We start from the raw sequence: 25,397 nt of genomic DNA, 5'->3' as shown, positions 1-25,397 counted from the left end.
GGAGTTCAGCGCGCCTTGCTGCCGCTGCGGCGGCGCAGGATGTCGGCGTACACGGCCAGGATGATGATCACGCCGGTGACCACCGTCTGCCACTCCTGCGCCACCGAAAGAATGCGCAGGCCGTTGGTGAGCACGCTCATGATGAAGGCGCCGATGATCGTGCCCACGATGGTGCCGGTGCCGCCGCTGAGCGAGGTGCCGCCGATGACCACCGCCGCGATGGCGTCGAGCTCGTAGCCCTGCCCCAGCGCGGGCTGCGCCGAGTTCAGGCGCGATGCGATCAGCAGGCCCGCGATGCCGCAGATGCCGCCGCTCACCGTGTAGACCACGATCTTCCAGAAGTCGGTGTTCACGCCCGACAGGCGCACCGCCTCCTCGTTGCTGCCGAGCGCGAAGGTGTAGCGCCCGAGGATCGTCCTGTTGAGCACGATGCTCGCGGCCACCGCCACCAGGAACAGGATCAGCACCGCGTTGGGAATGGGCAGCGAGGGCACGATGTCGCCGATCAGCGAGTCCTGCGAGATGGCGGTGAAGCCCGGCGTGTCGTTGAAGTAGATCGGCTTGGTGCCCGAGATCACCAGCGACAGGCCCTTGAGCAGCATCATCATGCCCAGCGTCGCGATGAAGGGCGGAATCTTCAGCTTGGCGATCAGCAGCCCCGAGACGAAGCCGCTGAGCGCGCCGAAGAAGATGGCCGCGCAGATGCCCAGCCACAGCGGCATGCCCATGTAGGTGAGCACCACGCCGGTCATGACGGCGCAGAAGGTCATCAGCGTGCCCACCGAGAGGTCGATGCCTGAGGTGATGATGACGAAGGTGCAGGCGATGGCGAGCACGCCGTTCACCGCGGTCGACTGCAGGATGCCCACGAGGTTGTCGGCCTGCAGGAACTGCGGCGACGCGAAGCTGAAGAACACCATCAGCGCGACGAGGCTGGCGAAGGCCAGCAGCTTCTGCCGCGTGGCGGGGCGCAGGAGCCTGTCCTTCAGCGTCTTCGGCGAGAAGCCCGCTGCGGTGGCTGCGGTGGTCACGGTGGGGGTCGTCAAGGGGAGTCTCCAGTCGTGTCGTGCGTGGTCAAGGGGCGGCGTGCGCGGTCTCGCGCCGGGTGGCGAGCTGCATGATCCTTTCCTGCGAGGCCTCGCGCGCCCGGAGCTCGCCGGTGATGCGGCCCTCGCACATCACGAGCACGCGGTGGCTCATGCGCAGCACCTCGGGCAGCTCCGAGGAAATGATGACGATGGCCTTGCCCTGCGCGGCCAGCTCGTTGAGCAGGCGGTATATCTCGGCCTTGGCGCCCACGTCGATGCCGCGCGTGGGCTCGTCGAAGAAGAGCACATTGCAGTCGCGCAGCAGCCACTTCGCGATGACGATCTTCTGCTGGTTGCCGCCCGACAACAGCCGCACCTGCTGGCGCACCGACGGCGTCTTGATGCCGAGCTGCCGCACATAGCGCTCACCGGCCGATTCGACAGCCGCCTGGTCGATGAGGAAGCCCGCCGACAGGAAGCGCTTCATGCTCGCTAGCGCGATGTTGGTTTCCACGTCCATGCCGGTGGCCAGGCCGAAGTGCTTGCGGTCCTCCGACAGGTAGCCGATGCCGTGGGCCACCGCATCCTCGGGGGAGCGGATCGACACCTTCCGCCCCTGCACGAGCACTTCGCCCGCGTCGATGCGGTCGGCACCGAACACGGCGCGCGCCAGCTCGGTGCGGCCCGCGCCCATCAGCCCCGCGAAGCCGAGTATCTCGCCGCGCCGCAGCACGAAGCTGGCGTCGCGCACCATCGCGCCCCGGCAGATGCCCCTGGCCTCCAGCACCACCTCGTTGCCCGAGGTGTCGGGCATCTCGTGCCCGGCTTCGGCGAGCTGGCGGCCCACCATCATGGCGATGAGCGCGTCCATCGGCGTCGTGGCCATCGGCACGGTGGCGATGTACTGGCCATCGCGCATCACGGTCACGCGGTCGGCGATGCGCTTGAGCTCGTCCATCTTGTGCGAGATGTAGACGACGGCCACGCCGCGCGAACGCAGGCGCCCGATGATGCGGAACAGGTCTGCCACCTCCTCGTTGTTCAAGGCGGCGGTGGGTTCGTCCATGATGAGCACGCGCGACTCGAACGAGAGCGCCTTGGCGATCTCCACCATCTGCTGCCGTGCCACCGTGAGTTCGCCCACCGGCGTGCGCGGGTCGAGCTTCAGGTTCATGCGCTCGAAGATGCGCTGCGCCTCGCAGCACATGGCCTCCTCGTCGATGAAGAGGCCGAAGCGACCGCGCGGCTCGCGGCCGATGAAGATGTTCTGCGCGGCGCTCAGGTGGTTCATCAGGTTGAGCTCCTGATGGATGATGCCGATGCCCAATGCCTGCGCGGCGCGCGGGCTCTCGATGTCCACGGGCCGGCCGTCGAGCAGCACCTCGCCCGAATCCTTGCGGTAGACGCCCGCAAGCACCTTCATCAGCGTGGACTTGCCGGCCCCGTTCTCGCCCATGAGCGCATGCACCTCGCCGGGCAGCAGTTCGAACTGCGCCCTGTCGAGCGCGCGCACGCCGGCGAAGGACTTGCTCAGGTCGCGAATGGTGACGATGGGTTGCGTCATGAGGGGTCCTGAATCGACGCCAGGCCGTAGAAGCGCTGGGCGGTGCCGTGCCACACCTCGGCCTGCTCGTTGGGAGAAAGGCCGCCGATGCAGGCTTCGCTCACCGCGACCCAGCCCGCGTAATCGCCGGCCAGCGTGAGCACGGGCCAGTCGCTGCCCCACATCAGGCGCGCCGGGCCGAAGACTTCGAGCAGGTGCTCCCACACAGGGCGAACCGCCTGTGCGAAGGCATCCGCATCGCGCTGCATCGCGGGCCGCGCCTCGGTCCACAGGCCCGAGAACTTGCAGCAGACCTGGGGCAGCGCGGCCATGGCCGCCATGTCTTCGCGCCAGCGGGCGAATTCTTCGCTGCCGTGCGCGCCCACCGGTGGCTTGGCCGCATGGTCGATCACCATCGGCAACTGCGGCCAACGCTTCGCGAACCGCAGAAGCCACGGAAGGTGACGCGGGTTCACGAGCGCGTCGAAGCGCAGGCCGAGCTTCAGCATGGCGTTCACCGCATCGGGATGCGGGCGGCGCGCGATCCAGTCGTCGTCGGGCAGGTCCTGCAGCATCGGCCGCACGCCCTTGAATTTGGGATGCCGCGCCATCCGCTCCAGCGAGGCGGCGGCGTCGGGCCGGCTCAGGTCGACCCAGCCGACCACGCCGCCGATCTCGTCGCGGCTGCCCGCGAGATCGAGCATGAAGTCGGTCTCGGCGTGGGAATCGGCGGCCTGCACGAGCACGGTCCGGCTCACGCCGTGGGCATGCAGCAGCGGCTGCAGGTCTTCGGGCATGAAGTCGCGCAGGAGCGGCGCCAGCGCGGGCACGTCGGCGCGCAGCCACGTGTAGTCGCCGCGCGCGGGCCGCCAGAAGTGCTGATGCGAGTCGATTCGCTGGATCATTTCGGGTCGCGGGCAGCGCCTGGCTGCCGAACGCCTTGCCTCTCTAGTCCATTCGTGAACATAGTATTTACATACGAACTTTCAGCGTCAAGCGCGCTTCATGGGTGCTTTCCCGTAAAACGAAACTTGCAAACGACGATCCTTGCTGTTGAAATTCATTGGTGAACAAATCGATTCAACCGGACATCCTCGGCAAGCCCGCCGAAGAGCAGGAGCAGCAAGACCGCTACCGCGCTCCCGCGCTCGACAAGGGCCTGGACATCCTCGAACTGCTGGCCGACCAGCCCGAAGGCCTGACGCGCGGCGAGATCGTGAAGGCGCTCGACCGCGGCCCCAGCGAGATCTATCGCATGCTCGAACGGCTGGTGGCGCGCCAGTACGTGCTGCGCTCGCTGGCGGGCGACCGCTACAGCCTGAGCCTGAAGATGTTCGACCTGGCGCACCGCTATCCGCCGAACCACCGGCTGGTGACGCAGGCGCTGCCGGTGATGGACCGCTACGTGAAGGAGGCCGAGCAGTCCTGCCACCTGGGCGTGTACGACCGGGGCAACGTGCAGATCGTGGCGCAGGTCAACAGCCCCGCGGCGAGCAGCATGACGGTGCGGCCCGGCACGCGCGTGAACCTGCTGGACACCGGCTCGGGCCAGGTGCTGCTGGCCTGCGAGTCGGAAGAGCGGCGCCGGCAGATGCTGGCGGAGCACGTCGCGCTCGACGGCGAGGTACAGATTCCGCCTGACGAGCTGGAGCACATGCTCGAGGCCGTGCGCGCCACCGGTTACCGGCAGCGCGAGAGCATGCAGTACTTCGGCGTGATCGACATCTCCTGCCCCATCCTCGGGCCGCACGGGCATGCGCTGGCGGTGCTCACCACGCCGTACATCCGGCGCATCGACCGGCACGCGATTCCGTCGCTGGACCGCGCGCGAGAACTCATGCTGCAGGCCGCGCGCGATCTCTCTCTGCTGGCGAACGCCTGATCAGCCTGCCGGCGGAGGCTGCTGCTTCTTCTTTTTCTCTCTGCGGCCGCCGATCGCCCCCGACGCCGCGGCGCCAAGAATGCGCCGGAAGGTCGGGCACTCCATGTGGCTGGGTGCGCGGCAGACGGCCGCATGGCGCAGGCCGTCGCGCATCGCGCTCAAGTTGCGGATCGTGCGGTCGAGCTCGTCCGCCTTGGCGTTGAGCATCAGCCGGTCGATGCGCGGCTGGCCGTTGGGGCCGAACATGCGCGCGATCTCGTCGAGCGAGAAACCGGCGGCGCGGCCCAGCGCGATCAGCGCCAGCCGCTCCAGCACGCCTTTATCGAATGTGCGCCGCAGGCCCTGCCGGCCGGTGGAGGCGATCAGCCCCTTCTCGTCGTAGTAGCGCAGCGTGGACGCGGGCAGGCCGGAGCGTTTGGCCACTTCGGCGATATCCATGTGCTTCCTCCTCCTCTTGACTTCAAGCCGGCTTGAATTTGCATAGTGCGGCTTCCGCCTCGTGAAGGCAAGCAAGAGGAAACGATCATGGAGAAAACCATGCACCCCGCCACGCAAGCGGCCGGCGACGCACAGGCCCGGCTCTGGAACGGCCCGGCCGGCCACGCCTGGGTCGATGCGCAGCAAACGCTGGACCAGCTTTTCGGCCCGCTGGAGAAACTGCTCGTCGAGACGGCCTGCGCCGCTCCCGGGAGCCGCGTGCTCGACGTCGGCTGCGGCACCGGCGGCACCACGCTGGCCATCGCGCGAGCGGTGGGCGGCGGCGCGGAATGCACCGGCATCGACATCTCGCAGCCGATGATCGCCGCCGCCCGCATCCGTGCCGGGCGCGAAGGAATCCCCGCGCGCTTCGTCTGCGCGAACGCACAGACCCACGCATTCGAGCCCGCGGGCTTCGACAGCATCGTCTCGCGCCTTGGCGTGATGTTCTTCGACGACCCTGTGCGCGCCTTCGCCAACCTGCGGCACGCCGCGAAGGACGGCGCCGGGCTGAGCTTCGTCGCATGGCGAAGCGCGGCCGAGAACCCGTTCATGACGACCGCCGAACGCGCAGCCGCGCCGCTGCTGCCGAACCTGCCGCCCCGGGTTCCGGGCGCACCGGGCCAGTTCGCCTTCGCGGACCGCGAGCGGGTGCAGGCCGTCCTCGAGGAAAGCGGCTGGCACTGCATCGACATCCGGCCCGTCGACCTGCACTGCACGATGCCCGAGAGGGATCTGATCGGCTATCTGAGCCGCCTCGGTCCGGTCGGCATTGCGCTGCTGCAGGCGGATGAGGAAACGCGCGCCCGGGTCATCCACACGGTGCGCGCCGCCTTCGAGGCCTACGTGCATGGCGACGAGGTCCGGCTGACCGCAGCCTGCTGGCTGGTCAAGGGGCGTGCCGATGCCTGACGCGATGAAGCTTCTTGCCAGTGCAGTGTTGATCGGCACCGGCGCCACCGCGCTCATCGATCTCTGGGGCGTCGCCCGCAAACGCCTGCTCGGCGTTCCATCGCTCGACTACGCGCTGGTCGGCCGCTGGCTCGCCTGGCTGCCGCGCGGGCGCTTCTTCCACATGCCGATTGCCGCCACGCCGCCCGTGCGTGGAGAACGATTGCTCGGCTGGGTGGCGCACTACGCGATCGGCATCGCATTCGCGGCGGTGCTGCTCGCCGTCTGGGGCCATGGCTGGCTGCTTGCTCCCACGCTCGGCCCCGCAATGCTCATCGGCATCGGCAGCGTGGCCGCTCCCTTCTTCGTGATGCAGCCGGCCATGGGCGCCGGCATCGCCGCCAGCCGCACGCCACGGCCGGCCATCGCGCGGCTGCACAGCCTGGTCACGCACGCGGTCTTCGGGCTCGGGCTCTACGCGACCGGCCGGGCCCTGGCCTGAGCGAAGCTCAGGCGAAGAGCTTCCCGTTGAGCGCGATCCGCACCGTCTTCACCGTGAGCACCGCCAGCGCCACGTTCAGCGCAGCCAGCAGCACGATGGCGATCGCCCAGAGCGGCTCGCTCGGATGCGACTCGGCGTACTTCAGCGCGGCGTTGGCGAGCGCGGCCATCGGGAAGCCGATCGCCCACCAGCTCGGTGCGAAACTGGCGCCACGGCGGAACACCTTCGGCGCGACCACGGCGAACATGAAAAGGCCGAAGTAGAAGAGCAGCGAGGCGAAGCGGTCGATCTCGCCGACGATGTTGGTGTAGGCGAGAAAGCCCACGGCGAAAGGCGCCACCAGGATCATCAGCGATGGCTCCATGGCGGGAGCGAGCGGATCGCGATGCACCAGCCGGCCGATGATCATGGTGAAGAGCACGAGGGCCAGCACCACGCCGATGGCGCTGGCAGCCAGGTTGGCCTCGGCCGCCCAGGCCATCGGCATGTGCGCGCCGGTCACGGGAATATCGAGCGTGGCCACGCCGGGGATGATCCACGCAGGCACTGCGAGCGAGGCATCCACCTGCCCCTTCAGCAGCCGCGACAGGCCGGCGAAGCTCAGCGAGAAGGTCGCCAGCAGCCCGATCGTCCATGCGAGGTGAGCGAGGGGTGCGCTGTACGGCGCGATGACGGCCGACAGCAGCAGGATGGAGATCGCGATGGTGCCGAAGAAGTTGCCCGCCACCGGATGATGGAACTCCGCGTGCACCGCCTGCGGATGCCTCACCAGCTTCGTCAGGTAGCCCGCCGCGATCAGCACGAACACGCCCAGCGCGAAGGCCCCGATGGCTTCGCCGACGATGGCCGGCGCGCCCAGGCTCTCATGCGCGAGCCGCCATGCGAGGGCCAGCCCGGAAAAGCCCATCACGGAGGCGAAGAGGTTGACCGGGAGGTTGCGCACGGAGGCTTGCGCGCGCGGCGCAACCGCGGCGACCGATGAAATCACCGGGGAGGAAGGGTTCAGAGCCTGGTTTTGCATGTTGTCGTCCTTGGCTGGATTTGCATTAGTGTGTATTTTCCGCCAGACTACCGAAGCCATTTCCGCCAACTCACGGCGTTTTCAGCCAATCCCCGGACCTTGTCTGCCATGCGTGTCGCCATCCTCGCCTTTCCCCGTTTCCAGCTGCTCGACGTGGCCGGCCCCGCCGACGTCTTCGCCGAGGCATCGCAGCAGCTGGGCGACCCGCGCGCCTATCGCGTCCAGGTGATCTCCAGCGGCGAAAGCATGCTCAAGAGCAGCGGCGGGCTGCGGCTGGGCGTCGATTCCACGGTGGCCACGCATCGCGGCGCCATCGACACCCTGCTGGTCGCCGGCAGCCCCCGCGTGGAAGACATGGCGGCCGACACGCAGTTGCAAGAGTGGCTCAGGCGCCAGGCGCGCACCGTGAGGCGCTACGGCTCGGTGTGCAGCGGCGCCTTCGTGCTGGCCGCCAGCGGGCTGCTCGACGGCAAGCGCGTGGCCACGCACTGGAAGCTCGCGGGCCAGCTCGCCTCCGACTACCCGCTCGCCAGCGTCGAGTCGGACGCCATCTACGTGCGCGACGGCCAGCTCTTCACCTCCGCCGGCGTCACGGCCGGCATGGACCTCGCGCTGGCCATGGTGGAGGAAGACCACGGCCGCGACCTCGCGCTGAGCGTGGCGCGGCAGCTGGTGATGTTCCTCAAGCGCCCCGGCGGCCAGAGCCAGTTCAGCGCCCACCTGGCGGCCCAGACCTCCGAGCGCTCCAGCATGCGCGAGGTGCAGGACCACGTGCTCGCGAACCTCAAGGGCGACCTCTCCGTGCCCGCCCTCGCCCGGCGCGCCGGCATGAGCGAGCGCAACTTCGCGCGCATCTTCCGCAGCGAAACCGGCACCACGCCGGCCGAGTTTGTCGAGAATGCGAGGATCGACGCCGCCCGCCGCATGGCCGAGGAGTCGGACCTGCCGGCCAAGCGGCTGGCCGACGCGGTGGGCTACGCGAACGTTGACGGCTTCAGGCGCGCATTCGGCCGCCGCCTGGGCGTGAGCCTCGTGGAGTACCGCAGGCGCTTCGCCAGCTGACGACACACCGGAGCGACCCATGAAGATCGAGCCATTCGACGAGGGACTGGACCAGCGCAACATCGTCGCCTACGACCCGGCGTACGCCGAAGTCTTCGCCGCCGCGCGCGAGTACGTGCAGACACGGCTGCCCGCCGTGGAGCTGGTGCACATCGGCAGCACGGCCATCGTCGGCCTGCGCGGCAAGCCCATGATCGACACGGCCGCCATCACCACCCGCGAGAACCTGCGCGAGGAGCAGGCGCAGTTCGAAGGCATCGGCTTCCACCGCCGCCCGGTCTGGGTCGACCGCGACGAGAAGCCGTACGTCTGCGGCTCGGTGCTGCACGCAGGACGGCGCTTCAATATCAACATCCACGTCTGCCACCGCGGCGATCCGGTCCACAGGGATTCGCTGGCCTTCATCGGCATCCTCGAACGCCGCCCCGACCTGCGCCTGAAGTACGAGCAGGCCAAGGACCGCGCCCACGCGGTCGATCCGGCCAATCCCCAGATATACAACCGCCAGAAAGAGGCTGTAATCAAGGAAATCGAGGCCCAGATTCCCAGGGAGTAGCCGTTCCAGCGCCGCAGGAGGCCCGAAGAGGCCTGTGCACGGAGGTGAGTCCAGATGTCCGCTGCCATGTTCGCCGCCCTGTTCTTCACGGTGGCGCTGCTCGTCACGACGGCCTACTTCATCATGGGCTCCATCCCGCTGCTGGTGCTCAAGCACGACACGCCGCTGGACGCGCGCTTCGTGCGCGGCTTCTTCAACATCTACTACGTCGCCGCCTTCATCACCGCGAGCGCGACGGCGGTGAGCTTTGCCTCCGCAGGCCGGCTGGGCATCGCGGCCGGCGCCGCGGCGCTGGCCGCGATCGCCGTCGTGCTGCGCAAGAAAGTGATTCCGAAGATGGACGCGCTGGGCACGCAGATCCAGTCGAACTACATGGACGCGATCCCGGGGTTCCGCAGAACCCACGTGGTCGCGATCCTGATCAACATCGCCCAGCTGGTGGCGATCGTCTGGACGCTGGTCGCCGTGGGGCGGTAGCTTGCGGCTCTCAGTCGGCGTAGACGCCCGCCGCCTTGATCACGGGCGTCCATTTCGCGATCTCGTCGATCACGAACTTCTTGTGGCCCGCCGGCTCGACGCGGCCGTCGGTGGCAACCACGGCGCCGAGCTGTTCCTCGCGGTGGATGAAGTCCGGATCTTTCAGCGCGACCTTGAGTGCGTCGTTGAGCTTCTTCAGCACCGGCGCGGGCGTGCCCTTGGGCGCGTACAGGCCGTGCCAGATCGTGACCTGGAAGTTCTTCAGGCCGGCCTCGTCGAGCGTGGGCAGGTCCTTCAACAGCGGCAGCGCGAGCCGCTTCGACGTGGTGACGGCGAAGGCCTTCACCTTGCCGCCCTGGATGTGCGGCGTGGTGTTGGTGGTCTGGTCGCACAGCAGGTCGATCTGGCCGCCGATCAGGTCGGTGATGGCGGGCGCGGTGCCCTTGTAGGGCACGGGCGTCATCTCGGTTTTGGTGGCGCTCTGGAACAGCAGGCCGCACAGGTGCGAGGCCGAGCCCACGCCGGCGTTGCCGAGGTTGATCTTGCCCTTGTTGGCGGCGATCCAGCCGCTGAGCTCCTTGTAGTTGGCGGCCGGAATGCTGGGTTTGGAGATGAGCGTCATCGGCACGTCGTTGACGATGCCCAGGTACTCGAAGTCGGTCTCGACCTTGAACGGCACGTTGCGCACCAGGCTGGGCACGGTGGCCATCGCGATGTGGTTGAGCAGCAGCGTGTAGCCGTCGGGCGTGGCGCGCGCCACCTTGGCCGCGCCGATGGAGCTGCCCGCGCCGGGCACGTTGTCGATGATGACGGTGCTGCCGCCCAGCGGCTTGCGCAGCGCCTCGGCAAGGTCGCGCGCGACGCGGTCGGTCGGGCCGCCGGCCGCGAAGGGCACGACGATGGTGACGGGCTTGCCGCCCGGGAAGTCCTGCGCATGGGCAGCGACGGCGGCAGCGGCGATCGCCGCGAGGGCGAACAGTTTCTTCATGGAGTCTCCGTGAGGTTGGATTGAAAAAAGGAATTCAGGGCGCGCGCGGCGGCACGCGGCTCTCCAGCGCGGGCGGCTGCCATGCGGGCTGGATGTGGCAGCCGTTCCTGCCGTCGGTGTCGTAGCGCGGCATCAGCGTCTTGCAGCGTTGGGCGAGGCCCTCGGGCGTGGGCTTCTCGCCCTTGTCGATCCAGTCGAGCAGCGCGGCGAAGAGCGCGGGGTATTCCGAGTCGCTCAGGTAGCTGTGCTCGCGCTCGCTGCTGAAACTCTGCACCAGCAGGTTGCCGGTACCGGCCGCGTCGCGGATGCGGCGGTAGGAGTTTTCGAGTTCGACGAAAGCCGTGGGATCGTCGATGGCATGCAGGCCCACGGTGGGCAGCGCGGTGCGGCCGGTGGGCTGGCTGTCGGCCGCCAGCGCGCCCTTGGCCTGCGGATCGGCCGCATAGCGCAGCACGCCGGCATTGAGCGCCGCGTCGTCGGCCGAGCCGCTGTAGACCACGCCGACGTTGCCGAAGGGGTTGCGGCCCTCCAGGCGCTTCTGCACCAGGTCCTGGAAGAGCCAGGTCGCCCAGCTCAGGTGGCCCAGCAGCGAGCGCTCCTGGATCTTCACGACCGAAAGAATGGTCTTCAGCCGCGCCGCCTGCTCGGGCGTGCGCTGCGCGGCGGGCAGGCCGACGCCGGTGCACTCCTTCACGCGCGCGGCGAGGTCGGCGCGCGTGAGCTTCGAATCGAGCGGCAGGCCCATCCACAGCGGGTACTGCGGCTCGTCGGGGCGCGGATGGTTGCGGCAGACGTACTGGTAGACCACGCGCAGGTCGAGCCGGAAGTCGTAGGCGCTGTTGCCGCCGCCGAGCACGCCGCTGGTGAGCAGCAGGCCGTCGTAGGGCGACTTCGCGCCGCCGGCCGGCGCATAGAGCTCCGCCGCCTTCGCCGCCACGCCCGCGCCGTAGCTCTGACCGTGCAGCAGCGTGCGGTGCGGCTGGCCGAAATGGCGCACGAAGATCCGGCGCAGGCGCTCGGTGTCTTCGGCCGCCATGGTCACGCCGTAGCCGCCGCGCCTGTAGGTGGAAGCAGCCCACGCATAGCCGGCCTTCACGGTGACGGCCCAGCGCTTCAGGTCTTCCTCGCTGCGCTCCAGCTTGGGCGGTCCGGTCTCGGGGCCGCCGTGGGCGTGCATCACGAGCACGCGGCCGGCATCCTTCGCCCAGTCCTTCGGGATGGCGATCCAGTAGAACGAGCCCGCGCCGTCTTCACCGGTGTAGCAGCGGGCGGATTCGGGTACCGGCGAAGGGCAGGCTGCGGGCTTCGGGCCGGAGGGTGCGGCCTGTGCGTGCATGGCCGATGCCGCTCCCAGAAGCGCGAAGGCCGCGGATGCCGCGAGGCGGGAGAGTCGTTTTTTCAATGGCGTACTCCGAGTTCCAGTGCGGCATTGACTCCGTCAGTCGTGACGAAGGCAAGGATGCCGCCGTTGAATATGAAATTGCCCGGACGGCCAGCATCGGCTTGTGCCACGCCGAGCACGGGCACGTCGTAGCTCAGGTTCGCTGCGGCGCCGCCGAGATTGAAGCTGGTGCCTGCCACCATGGCGTCTCGATTGCGCCCATCCACGCCGGACACGGCATAGGTGCCATCGGCAGTGCCGACCGCGAGGGATGCCTGGGGGGCGAACATGCGCAGGCCGGCGTTGGCTTGGGACTCGCGCACGAGGTGCAGAGGAACAGGCTTGCCATTGACCAGACCGATCACCATCGAGCCGGTGACCACCCCTCCCGTGGTCGTCGCGGAGCCGTTCGGGTCGGTGGTATGCACGTCGAAAGCATTGCGAGTCGAGTTGTAGGTGAGATAGCCCTTTTCGGGACTCACGCAAGTAGCGAGGTAAGGCACGAAGCCCAGGACCGGATCACGACAGTACTGGAAGGTACCCGCATTGCGCAGCTTCACGGCGAACCGCGATGCCGACGTGACCATCGCCGACCCTGACGTGTCCTGCCGCACGCCCGCGACGTTGCCTTCGAACGCGACCGGATTGAAAGTCGTGGGGCTGGCGGCATTCTCGAAAGTGCTCTGGAACGCGAGCAGTGGCGCGAAGCCGCCACCCACCGGTGCGTTGACGCCTCCCGCCAGCACGCCGCCCGCCGCAAAAGTGAACACCGCCCCGCTCTCCGCACTGGCATAGCTGCAGTTGCCCTCCGACACCAGCGTGCCGCTGCGCACCGTGCCCGCCGTGCGCTGCAGGCTGGCATCGATGGTCACGGTGTAGGCCATGGTGGCCGGGTCGATCTGCACGCGCAGCTCCTCGCCGAAGCTGTCGCCGCCCTTGTAGGTGGTGACGGCCGCGGGCAGGTTCGGGCAGGCCAGCGGGTCGCCGACCTCGGTCACGCAGCTGTAATTGACGGCCGCGTCCAGGCTGCCGCTGCCGCGGTACTTGGGCCAGGCCGGGAACAGGCACAGCGGGCGGGTGCGGCCGTAGGTCCCGGCCACCGCATCGACCGCGACGCCGGTGGCGGGCGCGAGGCCGTTCTCCACCCAGCCTTCGAGCGCGGCGAGCGAGTCCCAGTTGGGAATGAAGCTGCCGGTGCCGTGGCCCATGCCGGGCACGGTGTAGAAGCGCACGCTCTGGTCGACCGAGGCCTGGCCCACCGTGGCGATGAGCTGCTTGTAATAGTCGATGGTCGAGTTGGGGCTGATCACCTCGTCGGCCAGGCCGTGCAGCATGATGAGCCGGCCGCCGTGCGCGAAGAAGGGCGCGAGGTTCGGGTTGGTCGCGTCGGTGAGGTTCGACACTTCGGTCACGCGCGCCGCATAGCTGCCCGGGTCCAGCGGGTCGAAGGTCAGCGTGTCGAAGTTGGCGATGCGGGTGACGAAGAACTTCACCCACTGGTCGCCGGTGACGTACATGTTGGCGTCGGCCGAGGTGGCGGGGTTGGCCGGCACCTTGCGCGTGCCGAGGTCGCGCGTGGTGAAGGGGCCGGCCACCAGCGCGCCCTCGAGCAGGTTGTAGCCCCCTGCGCGCTTCACGCCGTTGGCCAGCGCGTAGGTCGTGAAGTCCAGCGGCGATTCGATGGCGCGCACGGTGTCGAGCTGCGCGTCCGACAGGCAGGTGTCGCCCGTGTCCGCGCCGCCGGTGCAGCGCAGCGAGGCCAGGATCTGGCTGTTCAGCAGGCGGCAGCTTTCGACATTGCTCACGATGCTGTCGGCCGCGCCGTCGAGCTTGTCGCAGGCCTGCATCGCGGCCTTCTGCACCAGCAGCGTCTTCGCCACGTTCATCCAGCCGGCGCCGCCGTTGTTGTAGAGCGCGCGGCCCACGGCCACGTTCGACAGGCGCGTGCCGGTGTAGTTGAGCGCGGGCTCGTTGGCGATCACGCCGTCGTAGTCCAGCGGCCAGCGCTGGATGTAGCTCAGCGCGTCGCGCCCGCCGGTGGAGGTGCCCAGGAAGTAGGCGTGCTTCGGCGCCACGCCGTAGCGCGCGAGCACCAGCGCCTGCGCCACGTCGCGCGTCTTCTTGAGCGAGTTGCCGCCGTAGTTGGCGAGCTGCTCGTCGTTGGCCGCGAACTTGCCGTCGGTGATGCTGCCCGACTGGTGGCCCGAGTCGTCGCCGTAGGTGGCATAGCCCAGCGCGAGCGGCGCGGGCTTGCCGGCGGGGCCGAAGCGGATGACCTCGGTGCCGTCGATGAGCACGCCGTCGAAGCCGCCGCCGCCGAAGTGGATGGTCTTCTGGTTCCACTTCTCGGGCAGGTTGACCGCGAAGTTGATGGACTGCGAATTGGGGTCCACCGGCTGGATGGTGCCGCGCACGCGGCAGTAATCGCCCAGCGTGTTGCCGGCGTCGCTCGCGGCGACCGGCGTGGCGCTGGTGACGGTGGCGCCCTGCGTGGGCAGGCTGATCAGCGGGGCAGGCAGGCTTTTGCCCGCGAGGTCGGCGCAGGCGACGACCGGTTGCACGGCCGGAGACGGCGGGTTGTCGGGCTGGTCGCCCGCGGGCGGGTTGTCGATGCCGCCGGCGGGCGGCGTAGAGGACGCAGGGGGCAGGAAGCCGAAGCCGCCACCCCCTCCCCCACCTCCGCCGCCGCAGGCGGTCAGGGCCAATGAGATGCCGATCGCACTGGCGACGGCGAGAAACTTCGATGCGGGGCGCTCTTTGCGCATGGACTTGTCTCCGGCATGCGGTCTCGTTGGACCGCTTGTTCTTGAATGGGCGGCCGGAAGATAGATTCGGGGTGACTTAGGGTCAAATAAAATAACAAGGCACTTTTCATACAAAAAACATATGGACATACGGGCACTGCGCTACTTCGCCGCCGTTGCCGAGACCGGCCACATGACGCGCGCGGCCGAGCAGCTGGGCATCCAGCAGCCGCCTTTGAGCCTGCAGATCAAGGCGCTCGAACGCGAGCTGGGCGTGCTGCTGTTCCGGCGCCATCCGCGCGGCGTGGCGCTCACCGACGCGGGCCGGCTGTTCCAGGCCGAGGCGCTGCGCATGCTTCAGGACATGGAATCGATGAAGCAGCGCATGACCCGCGTGGCCAAGGGCCAGGCCGGCACGCTCGCGGTGGGCTTCACCAGCTCGGCGGCGGCGCACCGTTTCATGCCCGAGGCGCTGCGCGAGTTCCGCCGCGCCTACCCCGACGTGGAGCTGCAGCTGCGCGAAGACAACGCCGCCGAGCTCACCGAGGCGCTGGCCGCCGGCCGCCTGCACTGCGGCCTGCTGCGCGTGCCGGTCGCGCGGCCCGAGGGGCTGATGTTCGAGACGCTGCTGCGCGAGCCGGTGCTGGTCGCCATGCCCAGCGACCATCGCCTTGCCCTCGGCCGCGACAAGGACTCGCGCCCGCTGCCGCTCGCGAAGCTCTGCGAGGAAGGCATCATCCTCGTGCGGCGCCCGGGCGCGCCCGGCCTGTATGCCGACCTGCTCGCGCTGTGCCACGCCAAGGGGCTGCGCCCGCGCGTGGTGGCCGAAGTCGATCGAATGATGACCAACCTCAATCTCGTGGCCGCGGGTGTCGGCCTCTCGGTGGTGCCGGCGTCGATGCATGGCGTGCACGCGCACGCCATCGCCTACACGCGCCTCGCCGACGGCGGGCAGCTCGACGCGCCGCTCACGCTGGTCTCGCGCGCGGACGAAGACAACCTGCCCGCTCTGAATTTCGCGGCGCTGCTGCGCAGGCTGGCGCAGGAGAACCCCGGCTCATGATCCGGCTTCGCCGTCGCCACCTGCTGCAGCGCGCCAGCGCCCTGCTCGCGGCGGCCTGCGCATTGCCGCGCGTGCTGCACGCGGCGCCGGCACAGTGGCCGAACCGTCCGGTGCGCCTGATCGTGGTCTATCCGCCCGGCGGCGTGAGCGACGGAATGGCGCGCGCGCTGGCCGAGCCGCTCGCACGTTCGCTCGGCGTGCCGGTGCTCATCGAGAACCGCCCCGGCGCGGGCGGCAGCCTCGGCATGGACGCACTCGCCCGCTCCACGCCCGACGGCAGCACGCTGGCCTTCTCGGCCATCAGCCCGCTCACGCTGCACCCTCTGCTCGCACGCGTTCCCTACGACCCGATGCGCGCCTTCGTGCCCGTGGCCAGCGTCATGCGCACACCGGTGCTGGTGGTGGGCACGCCCGCCTTCACCGGCCGAGGCTTCGGCGAGCTGATCGCGCAGGCGCGCAGGCAGCCGGGCGAAGTGCGATGGGCGACGTCGGGCGTGGCCACCATCGGCCACCTGGTGCTGGCGCAGGTGCGCGCGCAAAGCGGTGCCGACATCACGCACATTCCCTACCAGGGCGGGGGTCCGCAGCTCAACGATGCGCTCAGCGGCCAGTTCGAGGTGCTCTCCACCAACGTCGCCGCGCAGCAGCTGCAGTACATCGAAGGTGGCCGATTCCAGGCGCTGGCCGTGGGCGCGCCTGCGCGCATCGAGGCACTGCCCACGGTGCCCACGCTCGCGGAACTGGGCTTCGGGAAGGCCAACCGCGACTCGCTCTTCGGCATCTTCGCGCCCGCGCGCACACCACCAGCTGTGGTGCAGATGCTCAATGCGGAGATCAACCGCGTGCTGGAAAGCGACGCGGTGCGCGCACGGCTGCGAGCGGCCTACAACCTGCCGGCGGGTGGCGGCAGCGACGCCTTCGCGCACGAGATCGCGCTGGACCGGCGGCGCAATCGGGAGCTTGTGACGGGGGATCGGGCGCAGTTCGACTGAGTCTTCCGACTCAGCCCTCGGCCACCCAGAGCCGGGGGTAGTCGCTGACGAAGCTGTCGGCCGTCACGCTCAGCGTGGCCGCGTAGTCGAAGCGCTTCGCCTCGTACGCATACTCGGTCTCGCCGCGACGCTCGTAACGCTGCATCAGCTCACTGAGCCCGCCACCGCCATCGATATCGAGCCATGCGGCAGGCGCATCCGCGCCCTCGCCCTTCGCAAGGCCCAGGCGGCGCAGCTGCAGCAGGTTGGTGGCGGGCGTGAAGCCGAGGTCGAGGTCGATGCAGTGCGACAGGTCGGGCACGGCCTCGTCGTTGAGCTTCCAGTGGCCGCGCGGGTCGCGGGCGATGGAGAGGTCGACCGCCGAGTCGCCGAGCCATCCGCGCACCGTGCCCCACTGGGTGTGCCACAGCAGATCGCAGCGCACGCGGTAGTGCAGCTGGCCGATGCGGCCGTCTTCCAGGCGGAACACCGCCGCACCGTCGAGTTGCCAGGCCGAGGCATTGCGTTCGAGGCGGCAGGCATCGTGACCCGGTACGTCGAGCCTGCGCCAGAGGATGGAAGCGACCGTTTGCATGGCGCGCATGATGGCACCGGCATGCCGCGGCGCGCAAGCAATGACCCGCCGCCCCGAAAAAAGTCGGCCTGGCACGCTGCTGGGCGTGCGCGTCGGCGAATCGCCCCGCATGCGCAGGCGGCGCCCAGCCGCGAGACAATTGTTTCCGTGAGCTCCCAGACCCCATCGGCACCGAAGATCCGCCGCATCGCGCACCTCGACATGGACGCCTTCTACGCGTCGGTCGAGCTGCTGCGCTATCCGCAGCTCAAGGGGAAGGCAGTGGTGATCGGCGGCGGGCGCAGGCGCGTGGACGAGGCCATCCGCAACCTGCCCGAAGGCGGCACGCTGGCCGACATTCCGGTGGAGGCCTTTCCGCTGTTGAAGGACTACACCGGCCGCGGCGTGATCACCACCGCCACCTACCCGGCGCGGCAGTTCGGCGTGGGCTCGGCGATGGGGCTCATGAAGGCGGCCAAGCTGTGCCCGCAGGCGATCATCCTGCCGGTGGACTTCGACGAGTACCGCCGCTATTCGCGCACCTTCAAGAAGATCATCCTGGAGGTCGCGCCGCTCATGGAAGACCGGGGCGTGGACGAGGTCTACATCGACTTCACCGACGTGCCCGGCGGCCAGCGCGAGGGCGGGCGCTCGCTGGCGCGGCTGCTGCAGAAGGCCATCTTCGACGCCACCGGGCTCACCTGCTCCATCGGCGTGGCGCCCAACAAGCTCATCGCCAAGATGGCGAGCGAGTTCAACAAGCCCAACGGCATCTCTGTCGTCTACGAGGACGACCTGGAAAAGCTCATCTGGCCCCTGCCCTGCCGCAAGGTGAACGGCATCGGCCCCAAGGCCGACGAGAAGCTCAAGCGCTTCGGCATCGAGACCGTGGGCCAGCTCGCGGCGCGCGACCGCGACTGGCTCGTCGCCAACTTCGGCAAGGCCACCGGCGCGTGGATGCACGAGGTGTCATGGGGCCGCGACAGCCGCCCGGTGGTGACCGAGAGCGAGCCCGTGTCGATGAGCCGCGAGACCACCTTCGACCGCGACCTGCACGCGGTGCGCGACCGCGCCGAGCTGGGCGCGATCTTCACGCAGCTGTGCGAGCAGCTGGCCGCCGACCTGCAGCGCAAGGGCTACGTGGGCAAGACCATCGGCATCAAGCTGCGCTACGACGATTTCAGGATCGCCACGCGCGACCAGACCATCGACCGCTTCACCGACGACGCGAAGACCATCCGCCAGACCGGCGGCCTGTGCCTGAAGCGCGTGCCGCTGGAGCGCCCGCTGCGGCTGCTGGGCGTGCGCGTGGGCGCGCTGGCAAAGGCCGGCAGCCCCGAGGCGCTGGCGCCCGCCGGCTCCGGCGCGCACCGCGCGGCGGCCGAACCGGTGGCGACCACCGCTTCGCTCTTTTGAGTACGCGATGGTCCGACGCTGGCTGCGCCGCATCGCCTTCACGCTGCTGGGCTTCATTGCGCTGGTGGGCCTGTACGTGGCGACGGCCTGCGCGCTGGTGTTCTGGCCCGCCAACCCCGGTCCGCCGGAGAGCGCCAGGGCCGAAGTGCAGGCCTGGGTGCTGAGCAACGGCGTGCATACCGACTACGTGTTCCCTGTGCGTTCCGCCACCATCGACTGGCCCCAGCTGTTTCCGCTTTCGGACTTCAAGGCGCCACCGCCCGACGCGGAGCTCATCGCCATCGGCTGGGGCGACCGCGAGTTCTACCTGAACACGCCCACCTGGGCCGACCTGACCGCATCGCGCGCGCTCGGCGCCCTGGCCAGAGGCAACCGCGCGCTGCTTCATGTGAGCTACCTGCGGCGCAGCCAGCTCGGGCAAGGCGCCTTCGCGCTGCCGCTCACGCAGGCCCAGTACGCGCAGCTCGCCGCCTACGTGCGCGCCGCCTTGCCATCAGGCAAGGCCACGCCCATCGCAGGCGCGCACTACGACAACCAGGACGCCTTCTACGAGGCCGAAGGCGGCTACAACCTCTTCGAGACCTGCAACACCTGGACCGGCCGCGGCCTGCGACGCTCAGGCGTCACCGTGAGTCGCTGGACGCCGTTCGACTTCACGGTGACGTGGCACCTGAAGCCGGCGCCGCCCGGCGCGATCCGGTAGAAGTCAGTAGAAGTCAGTAGAGGTGTGGCTCCTCGTCGATCACGCGCACCGGCGGCGTGCTCGCGAAGACGTCGAGCGCATGCGTGCGGTCCACGCACATGAGGTTGGTCACGCGCTTCTCCCAGGCCCAGTGATCCCATCCGTTGGTGCGCCGGTGCGTCACCACGCGCAGCCACTGGCCGGGCCGCAGTACACCCAGCGGTTGCGGCTGACCTGTGTGCCGCACCCCGCCGGCGTGCCACCAGCCGATGGCCATGCCGCCCGGCTGCACGTGCCATTCATACCCCTGCTCGCGCAGCTGCTGCGCGTTCCATGACTTCCAGGCGGCCGGCGCGACAGGCGCGTTCCCGAACGCCCCGCCGTCGGGGCGCAACGGGATCTCCTGCCATAGCACGCCGCCCGCGACAGGCGGTTGCAGCAGCTGCGCCTCGAGCCCAGTGAGGGGCAGGCGCATCGGCGCCTGTCCGCGCCGCCTGCCGTGCTCCGCATCGCGCCCAGCCTTCGTCCAGAGGCACCGGATGCTCTGCACGGCCAGCCACATGGCGGGATCGCCCGTCACGCTCAGGGCTTGGGCACCCCGCCCGACCACTTCGGCCAGTTCGCGACGATGTGGTCGACCACGCGGCTGCCCACCAGCTCGATGTTCTCCACCGTCTCCGCGAAGCCGCCTGCCGTCTCGCCCGGTGCCGGGTCCAGGTGCTGCAGCGTGGTTTCCTTGGGGTTGCCCTGGTCGAAGTTGACGGCGCCGCGCAGGCTCATCACGCGGTCGGTGCCGTGGGTGCGCTTGATGACGAGGGTGATGGCTGCGGCTTCCATCTCGGTGATGACGTAGTCGTCGGCGCCGTAGAGCTTGGCGATGTACTGCGCCTGCTTCGACATGCCGGGGCCGTGGAAGAAGGTGTCGCCGGTCATGTGGGTGCCGGTGCCGACGAAGGGGGCGCGGCGCGCGGCCGCGTCGGGGTAGCGCAGGCGGTACTTGCGGGCCGATTCGGAGTCTTTCAGGGGCGTGTCGGCCGAGAGCTTCATGGCCCAGCCCACGAGGTCGGGGTTGAGCCTGAAGCGGCGGTATTCCTCGTAGCCCTTGCGCGGCATGAAGGTGGGCTCGCCGGGCTTGTTCTCCTCGGGTGCCCAGCGGTGGCCGAGGTCGTAGTCGACCAGCCAGGTGGCCCAGCTCACCTCGCCGATGGTGCCGCGCGAGGGCGGCGTGCCGGCCACGCCGGAGATGACGTAGTAGCTCTGCGAGAAGTCGAACTGCGGGTTCAGCAGGATGGCCTGCATCGACGAAGACGAATTCACCTTGCCCATGCCCAGCACCGAGCCGCACACGCCATCGGCGTTGCAGTACACGGGCTGCAGCGCGCCGGGCACGGCGATGGGTTTGGCGTCCTTCCAGTAGCGCTCGTACCAGTGCTGGAACTCGCCGGCGCGGTCGCCGGTGTTCTTGCCGATCTCGAACATGGCGGCGACGAAGACCTTGACCTTCACGGGCGCGGCCGGAGCCTGCGCCGCGGCGGTCGTGGTGGAAGTGCTGGACGTGGAAGCACAGGCCGTGAAGAGCAGCGCCGCGGCGGGCACGGCCAGCCAGCGGGCGGCGAAAAGAGAAGACTTGGACGAACTCATTCTGAACCCCGGTGAGAGAGGAAAACTGCGGACAAGACGGAAGGACTGGAGCCGCAAGCGCCCGGCGCACCGCCGGCGCCTGCGGCGTCCTACACCCGGCGATTGTCGGTGCTGGCAAAAGCTCGGTGTACCGCCACCACGCAAGCCCCATGCCGGCCTCATCCTCTTCTTCGCCATCGAATCCCAAGCCTGCGTCGAAGCCGACGCCCATCGCCAACGGCCTGGTCTACGTGAACCCCGACATGCCCGGCATCCGCCGCCTGAAGCACGGCGACCGCTTCCGCTACCGCGACGCCCGCGGCAGGTGGGTGCGCGATACGGACGAACTCTCGCGCATCCGGATGCTGGCCATTCCGCCGGCCTACACCCAGGTGTGGATCTGCCCCCTGCCCAACGGCCACCTGCAGGCCACCGGCATCGACGCGCGGGGACGCAAGCAGTACCGCTACCACGCCGACTGGCGTTCGATGCAGGACGAGACCAAGTTCGAACGGCTCGAAGCCTTCGCGCTCGCGCTGCCGGGCATCCGCGCCCGCGTGGCGCGCGACCTGCGGCTGCCCCCGGGCCGCAAGGCGCCCGGCCGCGCGCAGGTGCTCGCGGCGCTGGTGCGCCTGCTGGACACCACGCTGCTGCGCGTGGGCAACGAGGAATACGCGAGCAGCAACGGCTCCTTCGGACTCACCACGCTGCGCACCCGGCACGCGGCGGTGAAGGGGCAGGCTCTCAGGCTGCGCTTTCGCGGCAAGAGCGGCGTGATGCATGAGGCCCAGTTGGACGATCCGCGCGTGGCGAAGGTGGTGCGGCAATGCCAGCAACTGCCTGGGCAGGCGCTCTTCCAGTACGTCGACGCCGGCGACGAAGGCAATGGCGAAGAAGGAGAACTGCGCGGCGTCTCCTCCACCGACGTGAACGACTACCTGGCCGAGGCCGCCGGCGGCGAGCGCTTCACCGCGAAAGACTTCCGCACCTGGCACGGCACGGTGCAGGCACTGGAACTCACCCGACTGGCCTGCGAGCCCGGCCGTACCGCCGCCGACGGCAGCCGCTACAGCGCCAGGGAGATCCTGGGCGCCGTGGCCAAGCAACTGGGCAACACTCCCGCCGTTTGCAAGAAGGCCTACGTGCACCCGGCGGTGCTGGCCCTGGGCAGTGCCCTGTCGGACGGCGACGAGGCCACCGCCGCGCTGTTCGAGAAGATCGGCGGCAGCAACAAGGCGAGGCCCTCGCGCGGGCTCTACGCGGCGGAGCGCCGGCTGCTGTCGTTCCTGAAGGCGCACCGGCGCGAGCAACGGCGCACCGCCGCAGCCGCCGGAAGAAAGAGCGGGAAAACTCAGGTCCGCGTGGCGAGCACCAGGCGCACGCTGGCGGCATCGAGCGCCACCGCATAGCCCAGGTCTTCCGCGAGGTTCTGCAGCGCCACGGCATCGATGGCCAGCGCGCGCGGCGCGCGGTGCGCGTCGAGCACGGCCTCGGTGGCGCCCGGCTCGCGCGGCAGCGCCGTGAGCCGCAGCGCATTGGCGCCATCGGCCTCGATGCGGATGGTGCCCGCCTCGTCCGCGCCGTCATGCAGGTAGCCCATCGCGCCAAGGAACAGGTAGCGCAGGGCCGCCGCGGCGGGCCAGCGGTGCTCGTCGTCCGAAGGGGTCAGCGACTCGTCGGTTTCGAGCGACACGCCGTGCAGGTCGAAGGCCGAGCGCATCAGCGTCACGCACTGGGACACCAGCGCGCTGCGGGTGATGCCGTCGTCGACGGTGGCCAGCTCCCAGTCGCGCAGCGAGCGGATCGCCTCCACCAGTTCGGAGACCTGGTTGTCGATCAGCCCCACCCGCTCCTCGCAGGCCGCGGCGTCGACAGTGGGGGCGCCGATCTGCCGCTTGAGCATCAGCAGCGCCATGCGGATCACCGAGACCGGGGCTGCCATGTCGTGCCGCAGGGCTGGCAGTGCGCGGGTGAGAAGTTCGTGGCGCACGCCGGCGGCAATCCAGCTGCGCGCACTTGGTGAGGATTTCATCGCGCGGCGGCCACGGGATTCGGGTTCAACATCGGCAGGATCAAGAGCAGCTTGCCTCCAGAAACGATCTGGTAACAAGTATGAAGTACACGCCCGCCCACAGGTGTAGGAGGGTGCCTACCGTGATTGCGCCCCTCAGCGGGCGGCCATCGGCTGCAGCCGCGCCTTTTCGCGGAGTTCAGGGCTCGGGCTCAGGGCTTGCCGAGGTAGGCGCGCACGTCCTTCACCTCGACGCCCGCCGCCGCGATGGCCGAGCGCAGCTGTGCCTCGGTCACGCCCAGCGTCTGGGTCCAGTAGCGCACCTCGTGCGCCTCGTTCACGTTGATGCGGGCGGCATCCTGCGGTCCGCGCTTGGTCAGGTCATCGGCCATGGTGTGTTTCCTGTGTTTGCTTTGCAGAAGGCTTCACCTTGAGACGCCCGCGCGGCTCCTTCTGGCGGACGGCGGCGCACCCGCTTGCAGGAAAAATCCGAGGCGGCCCGGTTGGAGATGTCCGGAAGCGGCGCGCCGCCGCCCGTGCCTGCCCTTAGCTTCGGGCCACACCAACTGCCGCTGCGCACGAAATGACACCCGAACAGAACAAGCAAGCCGTCGCCGACGCATGGAAAGCCTTCGCGAGCCGCGACCGGCAGCGCATCGAGGCCGTCTTCACCGAAGACGCCGAATGGCTCGCGCCTCGGGGCAACGCGACCGCGGTGGCGCTCGGCGTGCCCGACCACATGATCGGACCGGCCGCCATCGCGCGCTTCCTGGCCGAGGACTTTCCGAGGCTCTTCGTCGCCGACGTGGCCGTGAGCTTCTCGCACCTCTGGTGCGATGGCGACACCGTGATCCTCGAGGAGCGCATGCAGGCCACGCTGGCCGGCGGCAAGCCCTACGACAACGACTACTGCTTCGTCTTCGAGCTGCGCGAAGGCCGCATCGCCCGCATGCGCGAGTACATGGACACGCGCAAGGGCCACGCGGCGATCTTCGGCTGAGCGGGTCAGCCGGCGGCCGGGACGCAGCGCGCCCGCAGCTCTCGCTTGAGCAGCTTGCCGTTGGCCGTGGTCGGCATCGCGTCGATCAGCTCGATGCGCGCCGGCCGCTTGTAGGGCGAGAGGTTTTCGGCCAGGTGCGCGCGCAGCGCCGCCTCGTCGAGCGCCGCGCCCGGCTTCGGCTCGATGAAGGCGACCACCTGCTCGTTGCCGTCGGCCTCGGGCACGCCGATGACCGCGCACAGGTGCACGCCCTCGAAGCGGCCGATGACCGCCTCGATCTCCGCCGGGTACACGTTGAAGCCCGATCGGATGATCATTTCCTTCAGCCGCCCGACCACGAAGAGCGCGCCGTCCTCGCCGAAGCGCCCCAGGTCGCCGGTGGCGTACCAGCCGCCGGGGCGCATCACCTGCGCGGTGGCGGCCGCGTCGCGGAAGTAGCCGAGCATCAGGCCCGGGCCGCGCAGCCAGATCTCGCCGGTGCCGCCCTGCGCTACCTCGTTGCCATCGGGATCGACGATGCGGGCTTCGCCGCCTTCCACCGCATGCCCGGCGGAGGTATCGCTGCGCGGCGACTCGGTGCGGGTGAGGAACACCGAGCCCGCGTACTCCGACAGCCCGTAGCCGTAATGCAGCGGCTGCCCGAAGAGCCGCTCCACGCGCTGCTTGAGCGCCGGATCGAGCGGCGCCGAGCCGGTGTAGACGTAGCGCAGGTGCGGAAAGCGCGGCACCGCATGCTCGGCCTCGATGTGCGCGAGCAGACGCGCATACATCGTCGGCGGGCCGAGCAGGTTCGACACCTGCTCGTGCGCCAGCGCCTGCAGCACGTCGGCCGGCGAGAAGCTGCCGCGCAGCACCAGCGCCGCGCCTGCGGTGAGCGCGGCCATCAGCACCGTGCCGATGCCGAAGATGTGCGTCATCGGCAGGAAGGCATAGACGCGGTCGCGCCCGTCCAGCGCGCGAATCCGCGCCGACACGCGCCCGAAGTGCAGCAGGCCGCGGTGCGACACCATCACGCCCTTGGGCGTGCCCGAGGTGCCGGAGGTGAAGATGATGGCGGCCGTGTCGGCCAGCGCCGGGTCGGGTTCGGGGCGCGCGTCTTCGCGGGTGGCCGAGCGCATCACGCCCTCCAGCGAAGTCTGCTTCGCACCGGCGCCGTGCGCGTGCCTTGCAGCGGCTTCGGATGCGACGGCCGTGTAGCAGCACAGCCGCGCGTCGGCGCGCTCGGCGATGGCCGCGATCTCGCCCGGCGACATGCGCGCATTCACACCGCAAGACCACGCGCCCACGCGGCTGCAGGCCATGATGAGCGCGATGTGCGCGGCGCAGTTCTCCGCCACCAGCAGCACGCGGTCGGTCGACCGCACGCCGGCGTCCAGCAGGTCCTGCGTGGCGGCGTCGGCCATGGACTGCAGCTGCGCATAGGTCGTCGTGCCGCCGGGCTCATGGAGAAACACTGCGTCGGGCGTGCGCGCCGCGCGCTCTTCGAGCAGATGGTGGATTCTCTGCAT

The 25,397-nt window shown here is 69.3% G+C and carries 26 protein-coding genes; 12 read left to right on the top strand and 14 right to left on the bottom strand.

All coding sequences use genetic code 11. From position 1 onward, the window contains the following. Positions 1-5: 5 nt before the first annotated feature. Genes ABL838_RS07575 through ABL838_RS07565 form a run of 3 tightly spaced genes read right to left on the bottom strand, consistent with a single transcriptional unit; the run spans position 6 to position 3,476 of the window. The gene (locus ABL838_RS07575) at positions 6-1,046 is read right to left on the bottom strand and encodes an ABC transporter permease (RefSeq protein WP_184635385.1); all 1,041 of its coding nucleotides are present in this window, start codon (positions 1,044-1,046) and stop codon (positions 6-8) included. Between the two features lie 28 nt (positions 1,047-1,074). Next, complete coding sequence (locus ABL838_RS07570; protein ID WP_418124933.1) at positions 1,075-2,592, bottom strand: sugar ABC transporter ATP-binding protein; 1,518 nt, start codon at positions 2,590-2,592, stop codon at positions 1,075-1,077. Beyond that, entirely contained in the window at positions 2,589-3,476 is an 888-nt protein-coding gene (locus tag ABL838_RS07565) for an amidohydrolase family protein (RefSeq protein WP_418124932.1), read from the bottom strand. Before ABL838_RS07565 ends, ABL838_RS07570 begins: the two co-directional genes overlap by 4 nt. A gap of 161 nt (positions 3,477-3,637) precedes the next feature. Between ABL838_RS07565 and ABL838_RS07560 the strand changes: the two genes are divergently transcribed. Continuing rightward, complete coding sequence (locus ABL838_RS07560) at positions 3,638-4,453, top strand: IclR family transcriptional regulator (RefSeq protein WP_311736981.1); 816 nt, start codon at positions 3,638-3,640, stop codon at positions 4,451-4,453. Here ABL838_RS07560 and ABL838_RS07555 read toward each other — a convergent pair whose 3' ends face one another. After that, positions 4,454-4,891, bottom strand: a complete 438-nt coding sequence (locus tag ABL838_RS07555) for a helix-turn-helix domain-containing protein (protein ID WP_418124930.1) — start codon at positions 4,889-4,891, stop codon at positions 4,454-4,456. An 87-nt stretch (positions 4,892-4,978) separates the two neighbouring features. Between ABL838_RS07555 and ABL838_RS07550 the strand changes: the two genes are divergently transcribed. Both ABL838_RS07550 and ABL838_RS07545 read left to right on the top strand, forming a co-directional pair. Further along, the gene (locus tag ABL838_RS07550) at positions 4,979-5,842 is read left to right on the top strand and encodes a class I SAM-dependent methyltransferase (RefSeq protein WP_418124928.1); all 864 of its coding nucleotides are present in this window, start codon (positions 4,979-4,981) and stop codon (positions 5,840-5,842) included. Continuing rightward, on the top strand, positions 5,835-6,323 hold the full coding sequence (locus ABL838_RS07545; RefSeq protein WP_418124927.1) for a DUF2938 domain-containing protein: 489 nt from the start codon (positions 5,835-5,837) through the stop codon (positions 6,321-6,323). Before ABL838_RS07550 ends, ABL838_RS07545 begins: the two co-directional genes overlap by 8 nt. Positions 6,324-6,330: 7 nt before the next feature. Here the strand turns inward: ABL838_RS07545 and ABL838_RS07540 are convergent, their stop codons facing one another. Beyond that, the gene (locus ABL838_RS07540; RefSeq protein WP_418124925.1) at positions 6,331-7,344 is read right to left on the bottom strand and encodes an SLAC1 anion channel family protein; all 1,014 of its coding nucleotides are present in this window, start codon (positions 7,342-7,344) and stop codon (positions 6,331-6,333) included. Positions 7,345-7,452: 108 nt separating this feature from the next. Here ABL838_RS07540 and ABL838_RS07535 point away from each other — a divergent pair, with 108 nt between their 5' ends. Genes ABL838_RS07535 through ABL838_RS07525 form a run of 3 tightly spaced genes read left to right on the top strand, consistent with a single transcriptional unit; the run spans position 7,453 to position 9,439 of the window. After that, the gene (locus ABL838_RS07535) at positions 7,453-8,406 is read left to right on the top strand and encodes a GlxA family transcriptional regulator (RefSeq protein WP_418125842.1); all 954 of its coding nucleotides are present in this window, start codon (positions 7,453-7,455) and stop codon (positions 8,404-8,406) included. Positions 8,407-8,425: 19 nt separating this feature from the next. Next, entirely contained in the window at positions 8,426-8,962 is a 537-nt protein-coding gene (locus tag ABL838_RS07530) for a GrpB family protein (RefSeq protein ID WP_418124923.1), read from the top strand. Between the two features lie 54 nt (positions 8,963-9,016). Further along, on the top strand, positions 9,017-9,439 hold the full coding sequence (locus tag ABL838_RS07525) for a hypothetical protein (RefSeq protein WP_418124921.1): 423 nt from the start codon (positions 9,017-9,019) through the stop codon (positions 9,437-9,439). A 10-nt stretch (positions 9,440-9,449) separates the two neighbouring features. On the opposite strand, the gene ABL838_RS07520 is transcribed toward ABL838_RS07525, so the two are convergent. The 3 genes from ABL838_RS07520 to ABL838_RS07510 are packed head-to-tail and all read right to left on the bottom strand — an operon-like array spanning position 9,450 to position 14,573. Next, entirely contained in the window at positions 9,450-10,427 is a 978-nt protein-coding gene (locus ABL838_RS07520) for a tripartite tricarboxylate transporter substrate-binding protein (protein WP_126023231.1), read from the bottom strand. A gap of 34 nt (positions 10,428-10,461) precedes the next feature. Next, a complete protein-coding gene (locus tag ABL838_RS07515; protein WP_418124919.1) occupies positions 10,462-11,829 on the bottom strand; it encodes a hypothetical protein in 1,368 nt (455 codons plus the stop codon). After that, on the bottom strand, positions 11,826-14,573 hold the full coding sequence (locus ABL838_RS07510) for a tannase/feruloyl esterase family alpha/beta hydrolase (RefSeq protein WP_418124918.1): 2,748 nt from the start codon (positions 14,571-14,573) through the stop codon (positions 11,826-11,828). Before ABL838_RS07510 ends, ABL838_RS07515 begins: the two co-directional genes overlap by 4 nt. A 121-nt stretch (positions 14,574-14,694) precedes the next feature. On the opposite strand from ABL838_RS07510, the gene ABL838_RS07505 reads away from it, so the two are divergent. Further along, the gene (locus ABL838_RS07505) at positions 14,695-15,615 is read left to right on the top strand and encodes a LysR substrate-binding domain-containing protein (protein ID WP_418124916.1); all 921 of its coding nucleotides are present in this window, start codon (positions 14,695-14,697) and stop codon (positions 15,613-15,615) included. Next, on the top strand, positions 15,612-16,607 hold the full coding sequence (locus ABL838_RS07500; RefSeq protein WP_418124914.1) for a Bug family tripartite tricarboxylate transporter substrate binding protein: 996 nt from the start codon (positions 15,612-15,614) through the stop codon (positions 16,605-16,607). Before ABL838_RS07505 ends, ABL838_RS07500 begins: the two co-directional genes overlap by 4 nt. A 10-nt stretch (positions 16,608-16,617) precedes the next feature. On the opposite strand, the gene ABL838_RS07495 is transcribed toward ABL838_RS07500, so the two are convergent. Next, positions 16,618-17,190, bottom strand: coding sequence for a putative glycolipid-binding domain-containing protein (locus ABL838_RS07495; RefSeq protein WP_418124913.1), 573 nt, complete (start codon positions 17,188-17,190; stop codon positions 16,618-16,620). A 192-nt stretch (positions 17,191-17,382) separates the two neighbouring features. Here ABL838_RS07495 and dinB point away from each other — a divergent pair, with 192 nt between their 5' ends. After that, entirely contained in the window at positions 17,383-18,576 is a 1,194-nt protein-coding gene (gene dinB, locus ABL838_RS07490) for a DNA polymerase IV (RefSeq protein WP_221297428.1), read from the top strand. A gap of 7 nt (positions 18,577-18,583) precedes the next feature. Next, complete coding sequence (locus ABL838_RS07485; protein WP_418124912.1) at positions 18,584-19,279, top strand: TIGR02117 family protein; 696 nt, start codon at positions 18,584-18,586, stop codon at positions 19,277-19,279. Between the two features lie 13 nt (positions 19,280-19,292). On the opposite strand, the gene ABL838_RS07480 is transcribed toward ABL838_RS07485, so the two are convergent. Then, on the bottom strand, positions 19,293-19,838 hold the full coding sequence (locus ABL838_RS07480) for a hypothetical protein (protein ID WP_418124911.1): 546 nt from the start codon (positions 19,836-19,838) through the stop codon (positions 19,293-19,295). Positions 19,839-19,840: 2 nt separating this feature from the next. Continuing rightward, positions 19,841-20,899, bottom strand: a complete 1,059-nt coding sequence (locus tag ABL838_RS07475) for a purine-nucleoside phosphorylase (RefSeq protein ID WP_418124909.1) — start codon at positions 20,897-20,899, stop codon at positions 19,841-19,843. A gap of 149 nt (positions 20,900-21,048) precedes the next feature. Here ABL838_RS07475 and ABL838_RS07470 point away from each other — a divergent pair, with 149 nt between their 5' ends. After that, entirely contained in the window at positions 21,049-22,287 is a 1,239-nt protein-coding gene (locus tag ABL838_RS07470) for a DNA topoisomerase IB (protein WP_418124908.1), read from the top strand. Here the strand turns inward: ABL838_RS07470 and ABL838_RS07465 are convergent. After that, the gene (locus ABL838_RS07465) at positions 22,230-22,910 is read right to left on the bottom strand and encodes a hypothetical protein (RefSeq protein WP_418124906.1); all 681 of its coding nucleotides are present in this window, start codon (positions 22,908-22,910) and stop codon (positions 22,230-22,232) included. The genes ABL838_RS07470 and ABL838_RS07465 overlap by 58 nt on opposite strands. A 191-nt stretch (positions 22,911-23,101) precedes the next feature. Beyond that, on the bottom strand, positions 23,102-23,281 hold the full coding sequence (locus ABL838_RS07460) for a DUF3606 domain-containing protein (protein WP_126023219.1): 180 nt from the start codon (positions 23,279-23,281) through the stop codon (positions 23,102-23,104). A 191-nt stretch (positions 23,282-23,472) separates the two neighbouring features. On the opposite strand from ABL838_RS07460, the gene ABL838_RS07455 reads away from it, so the two are divergent. Further along, a complete protein-coding gene (locus ABL838_RS07455; protein ID WP_126023218.1) occupies positions 23,473-23,889 on the top strand; it encodes a nuclear transport factor 2 family protein in 417 nt (138 codons plus the stop codon). 5 nt (positions 23,890-23,894) lie between these two features. Here ABL838_RS07455 and ABL838_RS07450 read toward each other — a convergent pair whose 3' ends face one another. Beyond that, a complete protein-coding gene (locus tag ABL838_RS07450; protein ID WP_418124905.1) occupies positions 23,895-25,397 on the bottom strand; it encodes a class I adenylate-forming enzyme family protein in 1,503 nt (500 codons plus the stop codon).

The organism is Variovorax sp. 160MFSha2.1, from assembly GCF_048305075.1.
Classification (GTDB): domain Bacteria; phylum Pseudomonadota; class Gammaproteobacteria; order Burkholderiales; family Burkholderiaceae_C; genus Variovorax; species Variovorax guangxiensis.
Note: the sequence above shows the minus strand (reverse complement) of the source record. Positions and strands in the feature narration are given on the sequence as shown.

Excerpts from the sequence above, each read along its gene's own strand:
- ABL838_RS07570 (WP_418124933.1), bottom strand. The coding sequence starts at position 2,592 with ATGACGCAACCCATCGTCACCATTCGCGACCTGAGCAAGTCCTTCGCC.
- ABL838_RS07565 (WP_418124932.1), bottom strand. The coding sequence starts at position 3,476 with ATGATCCAGCGAATCGACTCGCATCAGCACTTCTGGCGGCCCGCGCGC.
- ABL838_RS07555 (WP_418124930.1), bottom strand. The coding sequence starts at position 4,891 with ATGGATATCGCCGAAGTGGCCAAACGCTCCGGCCTGCCCGCGTCCACG.
- ABL838_RS07550 (WP_418124928.1), top strand. The coding sequence starts at position 4,979 with ATGGAGAAAACCATGCACCCCGCCACGCAAGCGGCCGGCGACGCACAG.
- ABL838_RS07545 (WP_418124927.1), top strand. The coding sequence starts at position 5,835 with ATGCCTGACGCGATGAAGCTTCTTGCCAGTGCAGTGTTGATCGGCACC.
- ABL838_RS07540 (WP_418124925.1), bottom strand. The coding sequence starts at position 7,344 with ATGCAAAACCAGGCTCTGAACCCTTCCTCCCCGGTGATTTCATCGGTC.
- ABL838_RS07535 (WP_418125842.1), top strand. The coding sequence starts at position 7,453 with ATGCGTGTCGCCATCCTCGCCTTTCCCCGTTTCCAGCTGCTCGACGTG.
- ABL838_RS07530 (WP_418124923.1), top strand. The coding sequence starts at position 8,426 with ATGAAGATCGAGCCATTCGACGAGGGACTGGACCAGCGCAACATCGTC.
- ABL838_RS07525 (WP_418124921.1), top strand. The coding sequence starts at position 9,017 with ATGTCCGCTGCCATGTTCGCCGCCCTGTTCTTCACGGTGGCGCTGCTC.
- ABL838_RS07520 (WP_126023231.1), bottom strand. The coding sequence starts at position 10,427 with ATGAAGAAACTGTTCGCCCTCGCGGCGATCGCCGCTGCCGCCGTCGCT.
- ABL838_RS07510 (WP_418124918.1), bottom strand. The coding sequence starts at position 14,573 with ATGCGCAAAGAGCGCCCCGCATCGAAGTTTCTCGCCGTCGCCAGTGCG.
- ABL838_RS07505 (WP_418124916.1), top strand. The coding sequence starts at position 14,695 with ATGGACATACGGGCACTGCGCTACTTCGCCGCCGTTGCCGAGACCGGC.
- ABL838_RS07500 (WP_418124914.1), top strand. The coding sequence starts at position 15,612 with ATGATCCGGCTTCGCCGTCGCCACCTGCTGCAGCGCGCCAGCGCCCTG.
- ABL838_RS07495 (WP_418124913.1), bottom strand. The coding sequence starts at position 17,190 with ATGCGCGCCATGCAAACGGTCGCTTCCATCCTCTGGCGCAGGCTCGAC.
- dinB (WP_221297428.1), top strand. The coding sequence starts at position 17,383 with ATGGACGCCTTCTACGCGTCGGTCGAGCTGCTGCGCTATCCGCAGCTC.
- ABL838_RS07485 (WP_418124912.1), top strand. The coding sequence starts at position 18,584 with ATGGTCCGACGCTGGCTGCGCCGCATCGCCTTCACGCTGCTGGGCTTC.
- ABL838_RS07475 (WP_418124909.1), bottom strand. The coding sequence starts at position 20,899 with ATGAGTTCGTCCAAGTCTTCTCTTTTCGCCGCCCGCTGGCTGGCCGTG.
- ABL838_RS07470 (WP_418124908.1), top strand. The coding sequence starts at position 21,049 with ATGCCGGCCTCATCCTCTTCTTCGCCATCGAATCCCAAGCCTGCGTCG.
- ABL838_RS07465 (WP_418124906.1), bottom strand. The coding sequence starts at position 22,910 with ATGAAATCCTCACCAAGTGCGCGCAGCTGGATTGCCGCCGGCGTGCGC.
- ABL838_RS07460 (WP_126023219.1), bottom strand. The coding sequence starts at position 23,281 with ATGGCCGATGACCTGACCAAGCGCGGACCGCAGGATGCCGCCCGCATC.
- ABL838_RS07455 (WP_126023218.1), top strand. The coding sequence starts at position 23,473 with ATGACACCCGAACAGAACAAGCAAGCCGTCGCCGACGCATGGAAAGCC.
- ABL838_RS07450 (WP_418124905.1), bottom strand. The coding sequence starts at position 25,397 with ATGCAGAGAATCCACCATCTGCTCGAAGAGCGCGCGGCGCGCACGCCC.